Origin of the sequence: Paraburkholderia piptadeniae, from assembly GCF_900007165.1 — a bacterium.
Lineage (GTDB): Bacteria > Pseudomonadota > Gammaproteobacteria > Burkholderiales > Burkholderiaceae > Paraburkholderia > Paraburkholderia piptadeniae.
On the sequence record NZ_CYGY02000046.1, the window covers coordinates 182848 to 200976 of the forward strand.

Here is an 18129-nt window from a genome sequence, read left to right on the forward strand (position 1 = left end):
CAGACTTCGGGCTTATCGCTTGCTCGCTTGCTTGCTCGTTTGCTCGTTTGCACGCGACGCGATGCGCCAGTTCCCCTTCACGCAAACCGCGCGCGGTCATGCGGCGCGTCGAAATCCTGCACGGGACCGAGCGGCACGATGCCCGTCGGATTCACCGAGCGATGGCTCTCGTAGTAGTGCCGCTTGATGTGCTCGAAGTTCACGGTGCCCGCGACGCCCGGATGCTGATAGATGTCGCGCATGTACGTGGACAGATTCGGATAGTCGGCAATGCGCCGCAAGTTGCACTTGAAATGCCCGAAGTACACGGCATCGAAGCGGATCAGCGTCGTGAACAGCCGGATATCGGCTTCCGTCAGCCGGTTGCCCGTCAGAAAGCGCTGCGTCGACAGTTTCTGTTCGAGCCAGTCGAGCGTGTCGAAGAGGGGCACGACGGATTCTTCATAGGCGCGCTGCGTGGTCGCGAAGCCGGACTTGTACACGCCGTTGTTGACCGTGTCGTAGACCCGCGCGTTGATCGCGTCGATTTCGGCGCGCAGCGGCGGCGGATAGAAGTCGCCCGGTTCCGCACCGATCTCGTCGAACGCCGAATTCAGCATGCGGATGATCTCCGACGACTCGTTGCTCACGATAGTCCGCTGATGCTTGTCCCACAGGATGGGCACCGTTACGCGGCCCGTGTAGTGACGGTCGGCGGCGAGATAGACGTCGCGCAGATACGGCGCGTGGTTGATCGCGTCGGGCACGACGCCGGGGCCATCGTCGAAGGTCCAGCCGTCGGCGAGCATCAGCCAGTGCACGACGGAGACGCTGACCATGTCCTCGAGACCCTTCAGCGCGCGCATGATCAGCGTGCGATGCGCCCACGGGCATGCGAGGCTCACGTACAGATGGTAGCGTCCCGCTTCCGCCTCGAAGCCGTCGCTGCCGCTCGGACCCGCGTCGCCGTCGGGTGTGACCCAGTTGCGGAACACGGCGTCCGTGCGCACGAAGCGCCCGCCCGTCGACGACGTGTCGTACCACCTGTCCTGCCATTGGCCGTTGACTAACAGTCCCATGTCGCTGCTCCTTTTTTGTCCTGTGCGTTCGACGCCCGCTCGCTTTGCAGACGGCGTATCCCGCGTATCGGGAAACGGACGACCGCGTGCTTCGTCCTTTCCCCTCGATCCTATGATTTTCGACGCCCGCGCGCGTTTTGCCGTACGATTTTGCCGATGAAATCATTCGACGGGATCGAACATGTTGACCGACGACGAGCTTGCGCTGCTCGAAGCGATCCGCGAAAGCGGCAGCCTGTCGCGCGCGGCGGCACGGCTCGGCAAGGCGCCGTCGACGGTGTCGCACGCAGCCCGTCAGCTTGAAACGCGCTTTGACGCGTTGCTCTTCGATCGCCGCCGCTACCGGCTGCAACTCACGCCCGCGGGCCAGTTGCTCGCCGAAGAAGCCGCGCGTCTGATGCAGGACGTGACGCGGATGACGCAGCGCGTGCGTCAGATCGCGAGCGGCTGGGAAGACCGACTGTGGATCGTCACCGACGAGTTGATGGAGTTCGAGACGCTGATGCCCGTCATCCATGCGTTTGACGCGCTGCAATCGGGCGTCAGGCTGCGCGTGACGACGGAAGAGCTGAGCGGCACATGGGAGGCGCTGCGCGATGGCCGCGCCGACCTGATCGTCGGCGCGACCAACGAGCCGCCCGCGATTGCCGGCTTGCGCTGGTTCGAACTGGGCGTCGTGGACTGGGTGTTCGCGGTGTCGCCGCGTCATCCGTTCGCGAGCATCAAGGAGCCGCTGCGGCGCGAGCAGATAGCGAAGCAGCGGGCTATCGTCGTGGCCGATTCGTCGCGCGCGAGCGGGCGCGCTTACGGGCTGCTCGGTGGACAGATGTCGCTCGCCGTGCCCAGCATGCGCGCGAAAATTCTCGCGCAGCGCGACGGGCTCGGGACGGGCTGGCTGCCGCGTCATCGCGTGGCGTCGCTGCTCAAGCGCGGCGAGCTCGTCGAAAAAGAAACCGCCGATCCGCGCGAGCCGAACGTGCTGTATGTCGCGTGGCGCGGCGACCAGGAAGGCCGCGCGCTGCAATGGTGGCTCGATCAGCTGCGCGAGCCGCGCCTCGCCAAGCGTCTGATGCAAGGCATCGACCAGTTCGCGTGAACTGCCTCTTGAACCATCAAGGTGCGCGCGAAACAAATGGAAATGCGACGCAGACGTGACAGAAGCGCCAGGCGCGCACGTCGAAGGAATAAACAGGCATAGTGGGGCGTTCTCTGACGAGACGACAGCGGCGCGCGCATGCAGCGCTGTCCCGCATGACGTCTTGCGTTCTTGCATGCGGCTTTCGCTGCCCCTACCGATCTCCAACGAAACAACTCATGGACACATCCACGTCATCACGCACGGCCACACGCGACGGCACGGCCACGCTTTCCGCGCCATTGCCCGCTACACGCTACACACACACGGCGATGATCCTGCACTGGCTCATCGCCGTTCTCATCATCGCAAACGTCGTGCTCGGCCTTTCCGCCGATTCGCTGCCGGACGACTGGGTGCGCCCCGTCATCGATACGCACAAGTCGATCGGCATCACGGTGCTCGGTCTCGCGCTGCTGCGCGCGCTGTGGCGCGTGTCGCACCGGCCACCGCCGCTGCCGCGCGAGTTTCCGTCATGGGAACGGATGGCCGCGCATATCGCGCACTTCGTGCTGTATTTCCTGATGATCGCGTTGCCGCTGTCGGGATGGATGCACGATTCCGCGTGGAAGGACGCTGCCACGCACCCGATGCATCTGTTCGGCGTCGTGCCGTTTCCGCGCATCGGGCTCATCATGAATCTCGATCCCGCCGTGAAGGAGCCGTTGCACGACAGGTTCGGCGCGCTGCATACGTACCTCGGCTACGCGTTGTACGCATTGCTCGCGATGCATATCGGCGGCGCGCTGAAGCATGAGCTGCTCGATCGCAAGTCCGTGTTCAAGCGGATGGTGCCGTGATGGATGCCGACGTGATCGAAGAGGCCACGCTCGCGCCCGGTGGCGCTTGCGGCACGGGTGGCGAGCGTTTGAAGCCGTCGCTGCGCGACGCGTTGGAGGCGGCATCGCCGCGCATCAATCCGCGCAAGGCGAGCTGGCGTAGCGTCGTGATTCACGGCAGCGTGACCGCGCTGTGGCTGCTGCTGTTCGCGCGAGCGTTCTTTCTGCATGGCGCGCTCGCGTGGTCGACGGGCATTGCGTATGTCGTCTACGACACGCTGCTGCTTGCGTTCGTTACCGTAAAGACCTGGCCGCTGATGCGCCGCTCGTTGCCTGCGCATCGTTGCGCCGACGCCGCGCATCTGCCGACGATGGGCGTGATCGTCGCCGCGCACAACGAGGCGGCCGTGCTGCCCGTGACGCTCGCCGCGCTGCTGAGGCAAAAGCATGGCCTGTCGCAGATCGTGATCGCCGACGATGGCTCCACTGACGGCACGCGCGATCTGCTCACTGGCCGCTTCGGTCTCGCCGAGCCGGCGCCCGGCGAGCTGAGTGCGCCGAGCAGCCGTTATCCGAACCTGTACTGGCTGCGTGTGCCGCACGGCGGCAAGGCGCTCGCGCTCAACGCGGCCATCGACGTGATGACGACCGACACCGTGATGACCGTCGACGCCGACACCTTGCTCGCCGACGACGCCGCGCTCGCGATACGCGCGGCGTTCGCGCAAGCGCCGAGGCTGGTGGCGGCGACGGGCATCCTCGTGCCTGTGTGCAACCGCACGGCGAGCGGGCGCGTGTTCCAGTGGTTTCAGACCTACGAGTACATGCGCAACTTCATCGCGCGCTTCGCGTGGATGCGCGCCGACAGCCTGTTGCTGGTGTCCGGCGCGTTTGCGTCGTTCCGGCGCGATGCGCTCGTCGCTGTCGGCGGCTTCGATGCGCAATGTCTCGTCGAAGATTACGAGCTGATCCACCGGCTGCGCCGCTATTCCGTCGATCGCGGTCTGGGCTGGGACGTGCGCGTGGTCGGCGATGCGCACGCACAGACGGAAGCGCCCGCGACGCTCGGCGCTTTCCTGCGCCAGCGCCGTCGCTGGTTTGCGGGCTTCCTGCAAACGCAATACTGGAACCGCGACATGACGGGCGATGCGCGCTATGGCACCCTCGGCCGCCTGATGCTGCCGATCAAGGCATTCGATACGATGCAGCCCGTCTACGGACTGACCGCGTTCGCGCTGTTGCTCGGCTTCATCGCCGGTGGACATCGGCTTATCGTCGTGTCGATCTTCAGCGTGATCGGCCTGAAGACGGCGATCGATCTCGCGTTCTATGTATGGAGCATCCACCTGTATCGGCGCTGGACGGGGCAGACGAGCGGTTCGAGTCTGCCGATGGCGGTGGCCGCCGCCATCGCCGAACCGTTCACGTTCCAGCTGCTGCGGCACACGGGCGCGGTGCTCGGCTGGCTGCATTTTCTGCGCGGCGGCCGGTCGTGGGGGAAGCAGCATCGCTCGGGTCTTGTCGGCGCTACGGGGCGCAGGCATTGAACGGCCATTGCGCGCGTCTGTCGAACTGTAATGCGTTGAACCGCTCCTGTAATGAGCCGAGGCGCTCCTGAGCGTTGCACCTGCAACGACCTTGAGCGACCTTGAACGACCTTGAAGGCGCCGCCGCTGCATCGCAGGTCGCGCCTGCCTGACGTTAGCCCTCATAAAGCTCATCGGCGACTTCTAGTAGACTGAATGGCGTCATCGGTTTTCCAACAATCAAACCGGCTTGGTCCCGGCGACCAGTCAACCGTTGTGCCAGGAGGCTTCATACATGCATGTCGTCGCTCCGTTGGACAGCAATACCGTCGATAACGCTGACAAACCCGCCGTGCGCGATCTGCGCCGCGTCGATATTCACCCCGATCACTGGTATCCGCTTGCATGGTCGCGCGAAGTGAAGCGCGGCAAGGCGCATGGCGTCCGCTTTGCCGGCGATCCGATCGTGCTGGTGCGCACGGAGTCGGGTAACGTGTTCGCGCTCGAGGACCGGTGCGCGCATCGACAGGTGCCGCTGCATGGCGGAGTGGTGGACGGCGAGGCGATCCGCTGCTGTTACCACGGCTGGACGTATGACTGCACGGGCAAATGCATCGACGTGCCGTATCTCGGCCGTGAACGCCTGCCGAACGGCGTGCGCGCGTATCCGTGCCGCGAATCGAAAGGGCTGATTTTCGTGTTTGCCGGCGATGCGAAGCTCGCCGAAACGGTGCCGCTGCCGCCGCTCGGCTCAGTCGCCGACAAGGCTTACAAGACGCGGCGCTTCGGGCGCGAAGTCGCGTGCCATTACTCGTTCATGCATGAAAACCTGATGGACATGAATCATCAGTTCCTGCATCGCAAGCAGATGGGCAAGATGCGCGCGCGGTCGCTCGGCCGGCGGCGAGGCGAGAACTGGGTCGAAGTCGATTACACGTTTTCTCGTGAAGCGGGCCAGCAGCCGATCGGCGAGGCGCTCGTGTTCGGGCAGAGCCGGCCCGATTCGAACATCGAGCGCAACGACGTGATGACGGTCCGCACGCAGTATCCGTATCAGACGCTGCAGATTCGCACGTCCGAAGGCTCGCTCGTGATGGACCTGTGGATTTGCTACGTGCCGCTCGACCGCGAGCAGCGGACCAATCGCACGTTCGGCCTGCTGTCCATCAAGCGGCCGAAGATCGGTGCGTTGCTCGATATCGCGTGGCCGCTGCTGGTGTGGTTCACCGAGCGCATCTTCGCGGAGGACCGCTGGATCGTCGAACGCGAGCAGGAGGCGCACGACGCGCAAGGCGCCGACTGGAACCACGAAGTCTTTCCTGTGATCAACGAATTGCGCGATCTGCTGCGGCAGTGCGGCGCGCCGGCGACGCGGCGCGTGATTCCCATCGAGCCGTCCGCGGAGTCAGTTGCCGTCTGATCTTTGCGGCCATTTTGCGTCTATTGATCGGACGTTAGGCGTTCCAACGTTCGGCGCCTCGCATTCGCCGCGCTTTTCCGCGCGCGCGTGATGCGGCTTGGGCGTTCGCTGCTTCGACAATGCGTTATGCTTGATTTCATCCGCGCGACGTCGGGCGGATGCCGCGTATTGTTCGAAGGAGGCTGTCTCATGTCCGAGGATGGCGACTTGGCTCCGCCGATCGCGGATCTGGAAATCGTATCGACGCGCGTGTTCGATTTTCCGCGCGATCTCGTATTCAGGGCCTGGACGGACCCGGCGCATCTCGCGCACTGGTGGGGACCGAAGGGCTTCACCAACTCATTCCACGAATTCGATCTGCGTCGGGGCGGCAACTGGCGCTTCGTGATGCACGGACCGGATGGCGTCGACTACAAGAATCACAGCGTGTTCGTCGAGATTGTCGCGCCCGAGCGGATCGTGTTCGATCACGTGTCGGGGCCGTATTTTCGCGTCACCGCAACCTTCGATGCAGTGAGCGACCGGCAGACGCGTGTGACGTTTCGCATGCTCTTCGAGACACCTGCTGTCTGCGCGCAGGTGAAGACGTTTGCCGTCAAGGCGAATGAAGAGAACTTCGACAGGCTGCAGAAGGAATTGAAGCGGATGGCTTGACGGTTCGCGCTTCTGCTTTTTGTCCGCTTCGGTCTCTGTTCTTCTGTACGTTTCAGCACGCTTCAGCGCGTTTCAATAGGCCTAACAGGCAACGCCCCCATGTTCCGGAGAACATGGGGGCGTTGTGGTCGCCTCGCGGCCCGAGCGCTTACGGCAGGTCGAACGTGCGCATCAACCTGCCGCGCTTCGTGTGCGATTAGAAGCGGTGACGCATGCCAACCGATGCGACAGCCTGGCGGCGCGAGGAGGAGAAGCCGCTTGCGTTGCCGTTGTCGATGGCGGCCGCGACGAAGGTGCCCTGCGGCGAGCTCGTGACCTGGTACACGCCCTGTGCGTAGATGTCAGTGCGCTTCGACAGAGCGTAGTCGCCTTGCAAGCCGAACTGGTTGGCGTGGAAGTGGAAGTCGTCGATGGCACCGTTGGTGTACGTGTACGAGGCGCCCAGGCCAAGCGCCGGGGTCAGGTTGTACTTCGCGTTGACTTCGTAGTTGTTCGTGTGGATCGACGCGCTGTTCCCCGTGAAGTTGTCAAAGCGAGCTTGCGTCCACAGCAGACCGACAACAGCCGGACCGAATGCGTAGCTGGCACCGGCGCCGAACGAACGCTGACGGAACGTCACGTCCGCCAGATCAAGGCCGGACATGTCGACGAGATCCGATGCGCCCTTGTCGTTGACGTTCGGGCTGTTGCGCTGCTGGTAGCCGGCGCCGATGCGCAGACCTGCGTTCTCGTAGCCCGCGCCGAAGCTGTACTCACGGTTTGCGGCGAACTTTGAGCTGTTCGAAAAGCCGTACGTGCCGCCGAACGAGAAGCCTGCGTAGTTGGCGCTCGTGAACTTGATCGAGTTGTTGGTCGCAACGCCGCTGTTGTCGTCCAGCATGTCCAGGTTGCCGAAGTGCGCAAAGTTCGAGCCGCCCCAGCTGCCCGTAGCGGCTAGCGGTGCGACGAAGTCATGCATCTCGTCATACTGACGGCCCAGCGTAACGGTGCCGGCCTGGCTCGAGAGACCGACGAATGCCTGGCGCGAGAACATCTTGCCCGACTGTGCCTGCGAGCCGTTGTTCAGGTTGAAGCCCTGCTCCAACGTGAAGATCGTCTTCAGGCCGCCGCCCAGGTCTTCGACGCCGCGCAGGCCGAAGCGGTTTTCATCGACGGAACCGCTGCCGAGTGCCCACTGTGCGTGGCCATCCACATTGCTCGTATACGTCAAACCCGCGTCCAGCGTGCCATACAGCGTGACGCTGCTTTGTGCGTGTGCGACCGAGGCGAACGATGCAGCAACTGCCGTCGCGATCAGAATCTTCTTCATGTGTGCTTCCTTCAGTTCAAGGGGCAATACGAGGCTTGAATACAAACGGACAGCTATGCGTGCCACGTCCCGTGCGAAGCAAGACCACTGCACTTGCCCTGTTTGGGGAAGCGCAAGTATAGAAAGGGTCCCTAACTATCGACTTATGCCGTAATTAGAAATGGTGTATTTCTGAAATGGAAATAAAAGACGACTACGGACGCAGTTGATTGATTTGATTTGTATTTTTATCGATGATTGCGACGTTGTTTTTATTGAGATTAATGTATGTTGTTGTAAGGTGGCAACGAAAATAGAATGACGTTTTTATTTTAAGATAAATGGAATTGAGCGGCGAAAACAATGTTTTGCAATTTACGGATTTTCTATTGGCCGATCAGCCGAAAAGGCGCGCGGATGCTGGCTTGCTGCGCTGTCGGTGAATCCGCTCGCTGCATGACATCAAGCAAAAATAACGAGTGAACTTTCCTCGAGTTATCGGTTCGCCGATTAAGGATTTAATCTCAAAATAAAAACGGAGATAACGGAATGAGCGTCGAAATTCAAGCATCAGCCGACAGAAAGAATCGATGAACACGAAGAACAAACATTTGCAAATAGGCAATTCAAATCGGCAATGACAATATTCAACAAAAATTAAAGGCGGCATTCGCTAATAATGGCCGCCTTTTTACGCATTTAAACATTTCCCGATCGATATCACTTGCCGAGTTCATGGCCGATGATCCCGCCCGCGACAGCACCGCCGACGGTACCCGCCGTGCTGTGCGTCGTCTCGTGGCCCACATATCCGCCCGCCGCCGCGCCGCCGAGGGTGCATCCCGCCGCGAGCGGCAAGCACGCCGCCGCGACGCGGATCAGGACCGTATAGCGCTTCAACATGTCGTACCCCTGCATGATCCAACGTACCTTCGGAGCCGCAAGCGCCGTGCCAATTCCGTCAGCGGAATGCCCATTCGCGCGCCACAGACGTTCCCACGCGCGCCGTCACTTTGCTAGACTGCCTTCGCCAGCGGAACCAGCACTGGCGCCATCGTCCGCCGCGCCCACCCGTCCCACGAAGTACGGCACCCCTCGAACGCAGCGGTCCCGACAACCGGAAATCGGAGTCCTCATGTCTTACATGCTGCTCATCGTCGAACCAACGGAACAACGTGAAGAGCGCGGAGAAGTCGCTGGCCGCGCCGTCTACGACCGCATGCTGAAATACCGCGCGGACCTGCAGTCGCGCGGCCAGTTGATCGCCGCGGAATCGCTGTCCAGCGTCAACAAGGGCGTGCGCCTGGAAAAGCGCGACGGGCAAACGCGCCTGATCGACGGCCCCTTTGCCGAAGCGAAGGAAATGGTCGGCGGATTCTTTCTGCTGAACGTCGATACCTATGACGAAGCGCTCGCGCTCGCGAACGAATGCCCGGCCGCCGAGTGGTGCACGATCGAGATCCGCAAGGTCGCACCGTGCTACGACTACTAGCCGGACGCTAGCCGGACAAGCACGGCCATCCCGCAGTGAGGGTTTTCCCTGACGCTGGCGGATGTCGATCGGACTGCGCGCCGCTCGTCGTGGAAGTAAGAAGCCGCCAAGGGCTTCCGTCACTATCCAGGAGAAATGGCGATGCGATTCATGATCATGGTAAAGGCCACCGCGGACAGCGAAGCCGGCAAGATGCCGGAAGAAGGACTGATTGCGTCGATGGCGACGTACCACGAAGAACTGCAGAAGGCGGGCGTGCTGCTCGATGCATCCGGCTTGCAGCCCAGTTCGAAAGGTTGGCGCGTGCGCTATTCGGGCGGCAAGCGCAGTGTGATTGACGGCCCGTTCGCCGAAACCAAGGAACTGGTCGCGGGCTACACCGTGATCCAGGTGCGCTCGCGCGAAGAAGCGATGGAATGGGCGCGACGCTTCCCTGCGCCGTTCGGCGAGCAGGCGGACGCCGAAATCGAAGTGCGTCAGATGTACGACCTCGACGACTTCGAGCCGAGCCAGGCGATGGACCGCTTTCGCAACATCGAAGGCGCGAATCACTGAATTCCCGCGTGGCCGAAGCGAGCCGCGCCCGATCCACACCCGCGCATTTCACACGATACGGAAGAACGATCATGCACAAGCAAATCTACGTGAACCTGGCCGTGAGCAGCGTCGAGAAGTCGAAGGCCTTCTTCTCGCAACTCGGCTTCACGTTCGAACCGAAGTTCACCAACGAGCAGGCAGCCTGCATGGTGATCGGCGAAAACATCTACGCGATGCTGCTCGCGAAGGACTTCTTCCAGACCTTCACGAACAAGACGCTGTGCAATCCGAAGGAGAGCACGGAGGCGCTCGTCTGCATTTCGTGCGACAGCCGCGCACAGGTCGACGAACTGGTCGCGAAGGCGCGGGCCGCGGGCGGCGCGGTGCCGCGCGCCCCGCAGGACCATGGCTTCATGTACGGACACGGCTTCGAGGACATCGACGGGCACATCTGGGAACTGGTGTACATGGACCCGAACGCCGTCATGCCGTCGGCCGACGCTTCCTGAGGCCGGCCGTGACGACGGCTGCGACTCACCGTGCGATCGAGGCAGTCTGGCGGATCGAATCCGCGAAGGTCATCGCTCATGTCGCGCGAATCGTGCGCGACGTCGGCGTGGCCGAGGAACTGGCGCAGGACGCGTTGGTCGCCGCGCTCGAAACGTGGCCCGATGCGGGCGTGCCCGACAACCCCGGAGCATGGCTGATGGCGACCGCGAAGAACCGCGCGCTCGACCGCTGGCGGCAGGACGCGTTGCACGCGCGCAAGCACGAGGAGCTCGGCGCGGACATGGACGCGATGGAGGCGCACATCGTGCCGGATTTCGTCGATGCACTCGACGCCGCGCGCGCCGACGACATCGGCGACGATCTGCTGCGGCTCGTATTCACCGCGTGTCACCCGGTGCTGTCGAAGGACGCGCGCGTCGCGCTCACGCTGCGCCTGCTCGGCGGCCTCACCACCGACGAAATCGCGCGCGCGTTTCTCGTGCCCGAGCCGACCATCGCGCAACGCATCGTGCGCGCGAAAAAGACCCTCGCAGCGGCGAAAGTGCCGTTCGAAGTGCCACAGGCGAACGATCGCGCGGTGCGGCTCGCGTCGGTGCTCGAAGTGATCTATCTGGTCTTCAACGAAGGCTACTCGGCGACGGCGGGCGACGACTGGATGCGTCCGTCGCTATGCGAAGAAGCGCTGCGTCTCGGGCGCGTGCTGGCCGGACTGATGCCGGATGAAAGCGAAGTGCACGGCCTCGTCGCGCTGATGGAGATTCAGGCATCGCGCACGCATGCGCGCGTCGATGCGCAAGGGCGGCCCGTGCTGTTGCTCGATCAGGACCGCAGCCGCTGGGACCCGCTCTTGATCCGTCGCGGGCTCGCCGCGCTGGATCGCTCGGAGGCGCTCGACGGGATGAGCGGCCCATACACGTTGCAGGCGGCGCTCGCCGCGTGTCACGCGCGCGCCCGCACGGCCGCCGACACCGACTGGACGCAGATCGTCGCGCTCTACGATGCGCTTGCCGAAGTCGCGCCGTCGCCCGTCGTCGAGCTGAATCGCGCCGTTGCCGTTGGCATGGCGTATGGGCCGATGGCGGCGCTGGAAATCGTCGATGGACTGGCGGCCGAAGCGTCGCTGAAAAATTATCACTGGCTGCCGAGCGTGCGGGGCGATCTGCTTGCGAAGCTCGGCCGCAACAACGAAGCGCGCGCCGAGTTCGAACGCGCCGCTTCGATGACGCGCAATGCGCGCGAACGCGAACTGCTGCTCGAACGCGCGCGTGAAATGAGCGGCGCACCACGACGCGTGCAGTAAGCGCGCTTCTTGCTGGCGTCAATGCGCGGTTAGCCGGCGTGTCAGCTGGTCACGTGCGTGAGCAGCGTGTGCACCAACGGAATCGCATGCGTAAGCGCGCTTCGATTCGGCGTCGGCGCTTCGGTTAGTCGGCGCGTCAACTCGTGACGTGCGCGAGCACCATGCGCGCGAATGGAATCGCGTGCTCGCCCGCGACCATGCCGAGCAAGCCGATCAGCGCGACGATGGGCGGCGCGGGCGATTTCACGTCGATGACGTTGTAGAGCAGGCCGACGGCAACGCCCGCCGCCAGCGACACGATATAGGCCTTCATACGCGTCTCCGGAAGTGGTGCGTTGCATCACATCGTGATGACCACGCGCCCGCGCGTGCCGCCCGCCACGGCGGCGTAAGCGTCGCGCGCCTGTTCGAGCGTGAAGGCCTGCGCAATCGAAGGCGCCTGCAGTCCGCCGCCGTCGAACACGGAAGCCAGTTCCGTCATCATCCGCGCGGAGTCGGCGACGCCGAGCTTCGCGCTATCCGCGCCCAGGAGTTGCGTTTCGTTGTGGTAGAAGTCGATCAGGTCGAAGTCGACGCGCCGCTTGCCCGTCGCGCTGATCTCGACGACGCGGCCGCGCCACTTCGCGAGCTTGAGCGCCGTCTCGAACGCGACGCCGCCGACCGCGTCGTACACGACGTCCCCGCCGCCGAGTTCCTTGACGCGCTGCACGGCGTTGTCGTCGAGCGGCACGTAGTGGTCGATCAGACGGCCGGCGGGCGAGTCCGCATCGGGCTTGCGCCGGTCGACGGCGATCACCCGGCAGCCGCGCGACTTCGCGATCTGCACGACCGCGCCGCCAACGCCGCCGCTCGCGCCGATGACGGCGACCGTTTCGCCCGCGACCAGGTGCGCGTAATCGACGACGCCGAGCCACGCGACCACGAAGTTCACGCCGATCGCCGACGCCTGTTCGTGCGTCAGCGATTGCGGCTTGCGCGACAGCGCGCCGGCGGGAATCTTGATGAACTGCGCGTGCGTGCCGTCGCGCGTGAAGCCGATGTCGCCGCCCGTGCCCCACACGTCGGCGCCGATCCAGTCAGCCGGGCCTTCGACCACGACGCCGCTGAAGTCGCGCCCCGGAATGCGCGGCAGCTTCGTGTGCGCGAAGTGGCCGGAGAGATTCTTCACGTCGCTCGGATTCACCGAGGCGGCCTTCACTTGCACGATGGCGCTTTCGGCGTCGACGGCGGGCGTGGGGACATCGACATGGTCGAGGACCTCGGGACCGCCAAAAGACTTGAACTGGATCGCTTTCATTGCCGCTCCTGAATGCTGTCGGATTCGGTGGATTCGCTTGCTGCTTCGCGCGGGCGATGCAGCGTATGGCCGGAGTCTAGGTGACTGGCACGATGGCGTTCAGACAAGTGCTTTCGAATATCGGACAGACGGCGTGGGAGGCGGTATCGTCGAGCTTCGCTCATTCACTCACAACGCTTCACCGGAAACGATCGCGATGCGTGACGATGCCGGGCCAACGTTAGACCTGATCGGCGTGGACGGCTGCAGGGGCGGCTGGTATGCCGTGATGCAGGACGCGCGGACGGGTGCTATTTCGGCGCGCATCTGCGCGTCGTTTGCCGATGTGCTTGCGTGGGCGCCGGCTCCCGCCATCGTGGCCGTCGATATGCCGATCGGGCTGTCGTCGTCCGGGTATCGCGCGTGCGATGCCGAAGCGAGGAAGCGGCTCAAATGGCCGCGCAGCGCGTCGGTGTTCCAGACGCCGGTGCGTCAGGCGCTTGACGCGGAATCGTACCGGCAAGCGTGCGACCTGAACCGCGAAGCCACGGGAAAAGGCATCTCGCAACAGGCCTTCAACATACTTCCCAAGATCGCCGACGTCGATAAAGCATTGCAGGCAAGCGCGCGCGACGCATCGCGAGCGTTCGAAGTTCATCCTGAGCTGGCCTTCATGCAGCTTCGGGTGGAGCAAGGCGGCGAGGAGAGAGGATTGATCGAAGGAAAGACGACGGCGGACGGGCATGCTCGAAGAAAGGCATTGCTCGACCCCGTATTCGGCGCGGCACTGCAAGCCGCGCTCGATGCGCGCGTTTCGCGGCACGTGCAGAAAGACGATGTGCTCGATGCGTTCGCCGTGCTCTGGAGCGCCTGGCGCATCGCGAAGGGCAGCGCGATCACGCTGCCCGGCGAAGAACCACGCGACAGCGCTGGCCTGCCGATGGTCATTCGCTACTGACTTCGCATTGCGCGGGCGCGAAAGCCCGCGCTATCACCGCGACGCACGCGCAGCATCATGAGCGTCGCGGCGAACGCCATTACTCCGCGCCGCGCACGATGCGCAAGTCGCGCTCGACGGCATTGCCGAGCGCTGCCAGCGCCTTTTTGTACGCTTCGCTGTCGTAGGCTGCAAGGGCTTGCTCGTACGTCGGAAACTCGATGACAACGGTCCGTTCCTTCAAGCCCTGTTCGCGCACTTCCTCGGCGGCGCCGCGCACGATGAACTTGCCGCCCGCGGCCGCGACGGCGGGCGCTGCGAGTTGCGCATAGGCGGCCAGCGCCGATGCGTCGTTCGTCTTCCGGTAGACAGTGACCCAGTATCCCTTGCTCATTTCGCGTTTCCTCATGTTTAAGGTTTGGCCGTAGCGGCGACCGGCATCCACCTGTCCGCGCCGCCGACGCTCCCGAATTCTCGCTCAACAGCGGCGAGCGCGCTTGCCGAACCTGCCGCGTGCGCCGGCAGCGCGAAGAAGGATCGACGCGTCAGGACTTCGTTCCCGCCGGCCCGGCAAGCGTCGCGTGCGGATCGAAGTCGGTCGGCGGCGCGCCGAGCTCGCGGCGGAACATATCGCTGAAGCTGCTGGGCAGATAGCCGAGCGAGCGTGCGATGCTGCCGACGGCACGTCCTTCCGCCATCTCCGACACCGCGACGGCCAGTTGCACCTGCCTGCGCCATTCCGCGAATCCGACGCCCAGTTCGCGCGTGAACAGCCGGGCGAGCGTCCGCACGCTCGCGCCCACGGACGCCGCGTGCTGCTCGAAGCTGATCGCATTCGACGGATTGTCGATCACCGCGCGGCACAGCGCATCGAGCCTGCGGTCCGATGCATCGGGCAGCGGAATGCGCAGCGACGAACGCGGCGCATGCGCGAGCTCGAACATCGCGAGCCGGTACGCGGCGCCGAGATAATCGTCGTCGCGCGTGCGCGCCTGTTCGTGCTCGGCGATCGACGTAATCAGCTCGCGCAACAGGCCATTGATTTCGAACACATCGCTGCGTGCGCTCAGATGGCCGATGTTGCGCTCTTGCAGATACAGGTTGCGCATCTCGACGTCGCTCATCATGTGGATCGAGTGCTCGGTGCCGGCGGGCAGCCAGACGGCGCGCTGCGGCGGAACGACGAGCGCCTCGCGCCCGACCTCGACCCACATCACGCCCGAGACGGCATACAGCACTTGCGCCCACGTATGCGAATGCGGGTCGATGCGCAGACCACGCGGATAGCGCCGCGCGAGCGAGTGGCCTTCGGCATCGTCGTGCAAAACGGGCGGACGGGCTCGCGGCATCGGTCACGGCCCTTTTGTGCGGCGCCGGGTGTTGTCGCGGCGGCTGCCTTCGTCATCGTCGTCGCATTCGTCGCTTTCGGCGATGAACGGCGAGTCCGTATCGACGCCGCCCGCGCGCAGCGCGCTGCGCGCGTCTTCGGCAAGTTGCTCGTAGCGCCGGCGAAAACGCGTGAGCTCCTTTTCGTTCAGCTCTTCCAGATCGAGCAGCGCATTGTGCGCGCCGTCGAGCGCGCGGATCAGCTCGTCGAGCTTGATCTGCATCGCAGCCGTGTCGCGGTTTTGCGTGTTCTGGATCAGGAAGACCATCAGGAAGGTGACGATCGTCGTCGACGTGTTGATCACCAGTTGCCAGGTATCGCTGAAATGGAACATCGGCCCGCTGACGGCCCACACGATGACGAGCGCGACCGCGATAACGAACGTCGCGGGTTTTCCGGTCATCGAGGAAAGACTCGTCGAGAACTTCGAGAACCAGTCGTTGTTCGTCACTGGCGGCTCCTGTCGCGTGAAGGTCATTCCTGACGATACCCATTCCCCGGCGCTCGCGCCGAAAAAACTTCAGGGAACCAGCGACGGATTTTCCGCGCTCGCGCGTTCAAGGAATGAACCGGACGATTTTCAGACCGGCAACCGAATCAAGGGAGAACGCAATGAACACGCAGAAACTCATGCGCCTGCTGGTGGCGGGCATGCTCGCGATGAGCGCTTCGGCGGCATTCGCGCAGGTGATCGTCGCGCCGATGGCGCCGCCACCGCCGCGCGCGGAGGTCGTGCCGCCGCCGCGCGCAGGCTACGCGTGGGACCCCGGCCATTGGCACTGGGCCCATGGCCGCTATGTGTGGGTGCCGGGACGCTGGCAGGGCGTGCGGGTGGGCTATCGCTGGGTGCCGGGGCACTGGGTCGCGCGCGGTCCGAACTGGCGCTGGGCGCCGGGCCACTGGGCGCTCTGATCGGTCGGCAATGGTGCGTCGAGCAGGGAGAGGAGTATGAAAAAGCGGCTATTGCTGGTGTTGCTTACCGTGACCCTGGCCGGTTGTGTGGTCGTGCCGGCGCGGCCTTATACGTGGCGGCCGGCCGTCGTCGTGTATTGATCGGACCGTTGAGCGGCTGCGGACGTCCCGCGTATGCGCCGCGAAAGGCGCACATGATAGGGTTCGCTGCGTCCATACGGTCCATGCGAAATCACCCATGACACGGAGCGACGGCAAGTGACAGAACGTCTTGTCGCGAGAGATTCCGCGCCACGCGCGCGGTGCGAGCGGAGCAGCGCGCGTTGAACGGGCACGATCCGGACGCGGAACTGGTTGCGGGCGTCGGCAGGCAGGAACCGGCCGCCGTCCGCGCGCTCGTCGCGCGCAAGTTGCCGCGTCTGCTGGCGCTCGCGATGCGGATGCTGGGAGACCGTATGGAAGCCGAAGACGTCGCGCAGGAAGCGTTCGTGCGGATCTGGAAGCAGGCGCCGAACTGGCGCGAAGGCGAAGCGCGTTTCGACACGTGGCTGCATCGGGTCGCGCTGAACCTCTGCTACGACCGTCTGCGCGGGCATCGCGAAGAGCCCGTCGACATCTTGCCCGACGAGGCCGACCCCGTTGCCGCGCCCGATGCGCAACTCGAAGCGCAGTCGCGTGATGCACGCGTGCGCGCCGCGCTCGCCGATTTGCCGGCGCGTCAGCGCGAAGCGCTTGTGCTCAACTATTACCAGGAACTGTCGAACATCGAGGCGGCTGCGTTGATGGGCATCACCGTCGACGCGCTCGAAAGCCTGCTCGCCCGCGCGCGCCGGAATCTGCGCGCTCGACTTGCCGGCGATGATCTCGCCGGAACGAGGGACTTGCGATGACACCAGAGAGATTTCGCGCCATCGTCGATGCGTACGGCGCCGACGCGCGCCACTGGCCCGCGTCAGAGCGGGCGGACGCAAGCGAGTGGGCCGACCAGCATCGCAGCGAAGCCGACGCGCTGCTCGCCGAAGCCGCGCAACTCGATGCGTGGCTCGCGAGCGATAGCGTCGAAGCGCCGGATGCTGCGTTCGTCGAGCGCATTGTCGCGTCCGCGCCCGCGCCTACGCCTGCACCGGCGTCCGCGAGAAAACGTCCGCGCTGGCTGACGCTGCCTGGCTGGCGCTCGCGGCGCGGGGGGCTGTGGTGGTCGGGCGCGGCGTTCGCGGGCGTCGGCCTGATCGGCGGATTCGCGGGTGCGTTCGCCGTGTCTTTCTTCCTGGTTACGGGCACGCCGTCGCCGGCGTCGGAATCTTCGTATCTGACAACGGGTTTTGGCGGCACCGCCGCCGATTGGAGCGGCGAATGAGCGGACGCGGCTGGAAATTTCTGTTGATCGGCTCGCTGGTGCTCAACGTATTCATGATCGGTGGCGTGGCGGGCGGCGCGTATCAATGGCTCATCGCGCATGGGCACACGACGGTTGCCGCGCAGCCGCAGCCGCGCGCGCTGCGCTTCGCGGCGCAAGGGCTGTCGGAGGAAAGGCAGCAGCAGTTCGTCGATGCGCTGAAGGCAGCGCGTCGCGAGGCGCGACCCTATGCGCGCGAAGGCCGCGAAGAGCGGCGCGAGGTGCTGCGTCTGCTGTCCGCGCCGCAACTGGATCGCGCGGCGCTCGACACGGCGTTGAACCGGACGCGCGAAGCCGATATCGCGTTGCGCACGCGTGTCGAACAGAGCGTCGCGGATTTCGCCGCGACGCTGTCGCCCGATGAGCGCGTGAAGTTCGCCGAAGGGCTGAGGGAGCGCGGCCAGTGGCGGATCGCGCAGGCACAGCAACAGGCGCAACAGGCGCAACAGGCAAAGCAGGCACAACAACAGCTTCAGCGGCGCCTTCAGCAGGAGCAGGGCGACGAGCCAGCGAGCGAGTGAA

Annotated in this window: 21 protein-coding genes and 1 pseudogene; 14 read left to right on the forward strand and 8 right to left on the reverse strand. The window is 64.3% G+C overall.

Features of this window, described 5'->3' with window-relative positions; translation table 11 throughout:
* Window positions 1-77 precede the first annotated feature (77 nt).
* Window positions 78-1058: a glutathione S-transferase family protein gene (locus tag BN2476_RS23885; RefSeq protein WP_087736625.1), complete on the reverse strand. Its 981-nt coding sequence runs from the start codon at window positions 1056-1058 to the stop codon at window positions 78-80.
* 181 nt (window positions 1059-1239) lie between these two features.
* On the opposite strand from BN2476_RS23885, the gene BN2476_RS23890 reads away from it, so the two are divergent.
* The 5 genes from BN2476_RS23890 (at window position 1240) to BN2476_RS23910 (ending at window position 6572) form a co-directional block, all read left to right on the forward strand.
* Window positions 1240-2154, forward strand: a complete 915-nt coding sequence (locus BN2476_RS23890) for a LysR family transcriptional regulator (protein ID WP_087736626.1) — start codon at window positions 1240-1242, stop codon at window positions 2152-2154.
* Between the two features lie 218 nt (window positions 2155-2372).
* Window positions 2373-2993, forward strand: a complete 621-nt coding sequence (locus BN2476_RS23895; protein WP_087736627.1) for a cytochrome b — start codon at window positions 2373-2375, stop codon at window positions 2991-2993.
* Window positions 2993-4519, forward strand: a complete 1527-nt coding sequence (locus BN2476_RS23900) for a glycosyltransferase family 2 protein (protein WP_087736628.1) — start codon at window positions 2993-2995, stop codon at window positions 4517-4519. Before BN2476_RS23895 ends, BN2476_RS23900 begins: the two co-directional genes overlap by 1 nt.
* Before the next feature lie 274 nt (window positions 4520-4793).
* Entirely contained in the window at window positions 4794-5918 is a 1125-nt protein-coding gene (locus BN2476_RS23905) for a Rieske 2Fe-2S domain-containing protein (RefSeq protein WP_087736629.1), read from the forward strand.
* A gap of 189 nt (window positions 5919-6107) precedes the next feature.
* The gene (locus tag BN2476_RS23910) at window positions 6108-6572 is read left to right on the forward strand and encodes an SRPBCC family protein (protein WP_087736669.1); all 465 of its coding nucleotides are present in this window, start codon (window positions 6108-6110) and stop codon (window positions 6570-6572) included.
* Between the two features lie 196 nt (window positions 6573-6768).
* On the opposite strand, the gene BN2476_RS23915 is transcribed toward BN2476_RS23910, so the two are convergent.
* A complete protein-coding gene (locus BN2476_RS23915) occupies window positions 6769-7881 on the reverse strand; it encodes a porin (RefSeq protein ID WP_087736670.1) in 1113 nt (370 codons plus the stop codon).
* 699 nt (window positions 7882-8580) lie between these two features.
* Window positions 8581-8763, reverse strand: a complete 183-nt coding sequence (locus tag BN2476_RS23920) for a glycine zipper 2TM domain-containing protein (protein WP_087736630.1) — start codon at window positions 8761-8763, stop codon at window positions 8581-8583.
* Between the two features lie 232 nt (window positions 8764-8995).
* On the opposite strand from BN2476_RS23920, the gene BN2476_RS23925 reads away from it, so the two are divergent.
* From BN2476_RS23925 to BN2476_RS23940, 4 genes are all read left to right on the forward strand, one after another.
* Entirely contained in the window at window positions 8996-9352 is a 357-nt protein-coding gene (locus BN2476_RS23925; RefSeq protein WP_087736631.1) for a YciI family protein, read from the forward strand.
* Between the two features lie 141 nt (window positions 9353-9493).
* Window positions 9494-9907 (forward strand): YciI family protein, encoded by a 414-nt coding sequence (locus tag BN2476_RS23930; RefSeq protein WP_087736671.1) that lies wholly within the window; start codon window positions 9494-9496, stop codon window positions 9905-9907.
* 71 nt (window positions 9908-9978) lie between these two features.
* Window positions 9979-10398, forward strand: a complete 420-nt coding sequence (locus tag BN2476_RS23935; RefSeq protein WP_087736632.1) for a VOC family protein — start codon at window positions 9979-9981, stop codon at window positions 10396-10398.
* A gap of 8 nt (window positions 10399-10406) precedes the next feature.
* A complete protein-coding gene (locus tag BN2476_RS23940; RefSeq protein WP_087736633.1) occupies window positions 10407-11699 on the forward strand; it encodes an RNA polymerase sigma factor in 1293 nt (430 codons plus the stop codon).
* 136 nt (window positions 11700-11835) lie between these two features.
* Here BN2476_RS23940 and BN2476_RS23945 read toward each other — a convergent pair whose 3' ends face one another.
* Window positions 11836-12012, reverse strand: coding sequence for a DUF1427 family protein (locus tag BN2476_RS23945; RefSeq protein ID WP_087736634.1), 177 nt, complete (start codon window positions 12010-12012; stop codon window positions 11836-11838).
* 27 nt (window positions 12013-12039) lie between these two features.
* On the reverse strand, window positions 12040-12996 hold the full coding sequence (locus tag BN2476_RS23950; protein ID WP_087736635.1) for a quinone oxidoreductase family protein: 957 nt from the start codon (window positions 12994-12996) through the stop codon (window positions 12040-12042).
* Window positions 12997-13192: 196 nt separating this feature from the next.
* Between BN2476_RS23950 and BN2476_RS23955 the strand changes: the two genes are divergently transcribed.
* Window positions 13193-13933, forward strand: coding sequence for a DUF429 domain-containing protein (locus BN2476_RS23955; protein ID WP_087736672.1), 741 nt, complete (start codon window positions 13193-13195; stop codon window positions 13931-13933).
* A gap of 79 nt (window positions 13934-14012) precedes the next feature.
* Here BN2476_RS23955 and BN2476_RS23960 read toward each other — a convergent pair whose 3' ends face one another.
* The 3 genes from BN2476_RS23960 to BN2476_RS23970 all read right to left on the reverse strand — a co-directional run bounded on the left by BN2476_RS23960 (window position 14013) and on the right by BN2476_RS23970 (window position 15702).
* Window positions 14013-14306: a DUF1330 domain-containing protein gene (locus tag BN2476_RS23960; protein WP_087736636.1), complete on the reverse strand. Its 294-nt coding sequence runs from the start codon at window positions 14304-14306 to the stop codon at window positions 14013-14015.
* Window positions 14307-14457: 151 nt separating this feature from the next.
* On the reverse strand, window positions 14458-15261 hold the full coding sequence (locus BN2476_RS23965) for an AraC family transcriptional regulator (RefSeq protein ID WP_087736637.1): 804 nt from the start codon (window positions 15259-15261) through the stop codon (window positions 14458-14460).
* A 3-nt stretch (window positions 15262-15264) separates the two neighbouring features.
* Complete coding sequence (locus BN2476_RS23970; RefSeq protein ID WP_438942898.1) at window positions 15265-15702, reverse strand: low affinity iron permease family protein; 438 nt, start codon at window positions 15700-15702, stop codon at window positions 15265-15267.
* Window positions 15703-15911: 209 nt separating this feature from the next.
* Between BN2476_RS23970 and BN2476_RS23975 the strand changes: the two genes are divergently transcribed.
* From BN2476_RS23975 to BN2476_RS23990, 4 genes and pseudogenes are all read left to right on the forward strand, one after another.
* Window positions 15912-16211: a YXWGXW repeat-containing protein gene (locus BN2476_RS23975; RefSeq protein WP_087736638.1), complete on the forward strand. Its 300-nt coding sequence runs from the start codon at window positions 15912-15914 to the stop codon at window positions 16209-16211.
* Between the two features lie 290 nt (window positions 16212-16501).
* Window positions 16502-17101 (forward strand): annotated as a pseudogene (locus BN2476_RS23980) (RNA polymerase sigma factor); the annotation flags it as partial.
* Complete coding sequence (locus BN2476_RS23985) at window positions 17098-17568, forward strand: hypothetical protein (RefSeq protein WP_087736640.1); 471 nt, start codon at window positions 17098-17100, stop codon at window positions 17566-17568. The pseudogene BN2476_RS23980 and the gene BN2476_RS23985, both read left to right, overlap by 4 nt.
* A complete protein-coding gene (locus BN2476_RS23990; RefSeq protein ID WP_087736641.1) occupies window positions 17565-18128 on the forward strand; it encodes a periplasmic heavy metal sensor in 564 nt (187 codons plus the stop codon). Before BN2476_RS23985 ends, BN2476_RS23990 begins: the two co-directional genes overlap by 4 nt.
* Window position 18129 lies beyond the last annotated feature (1 nt).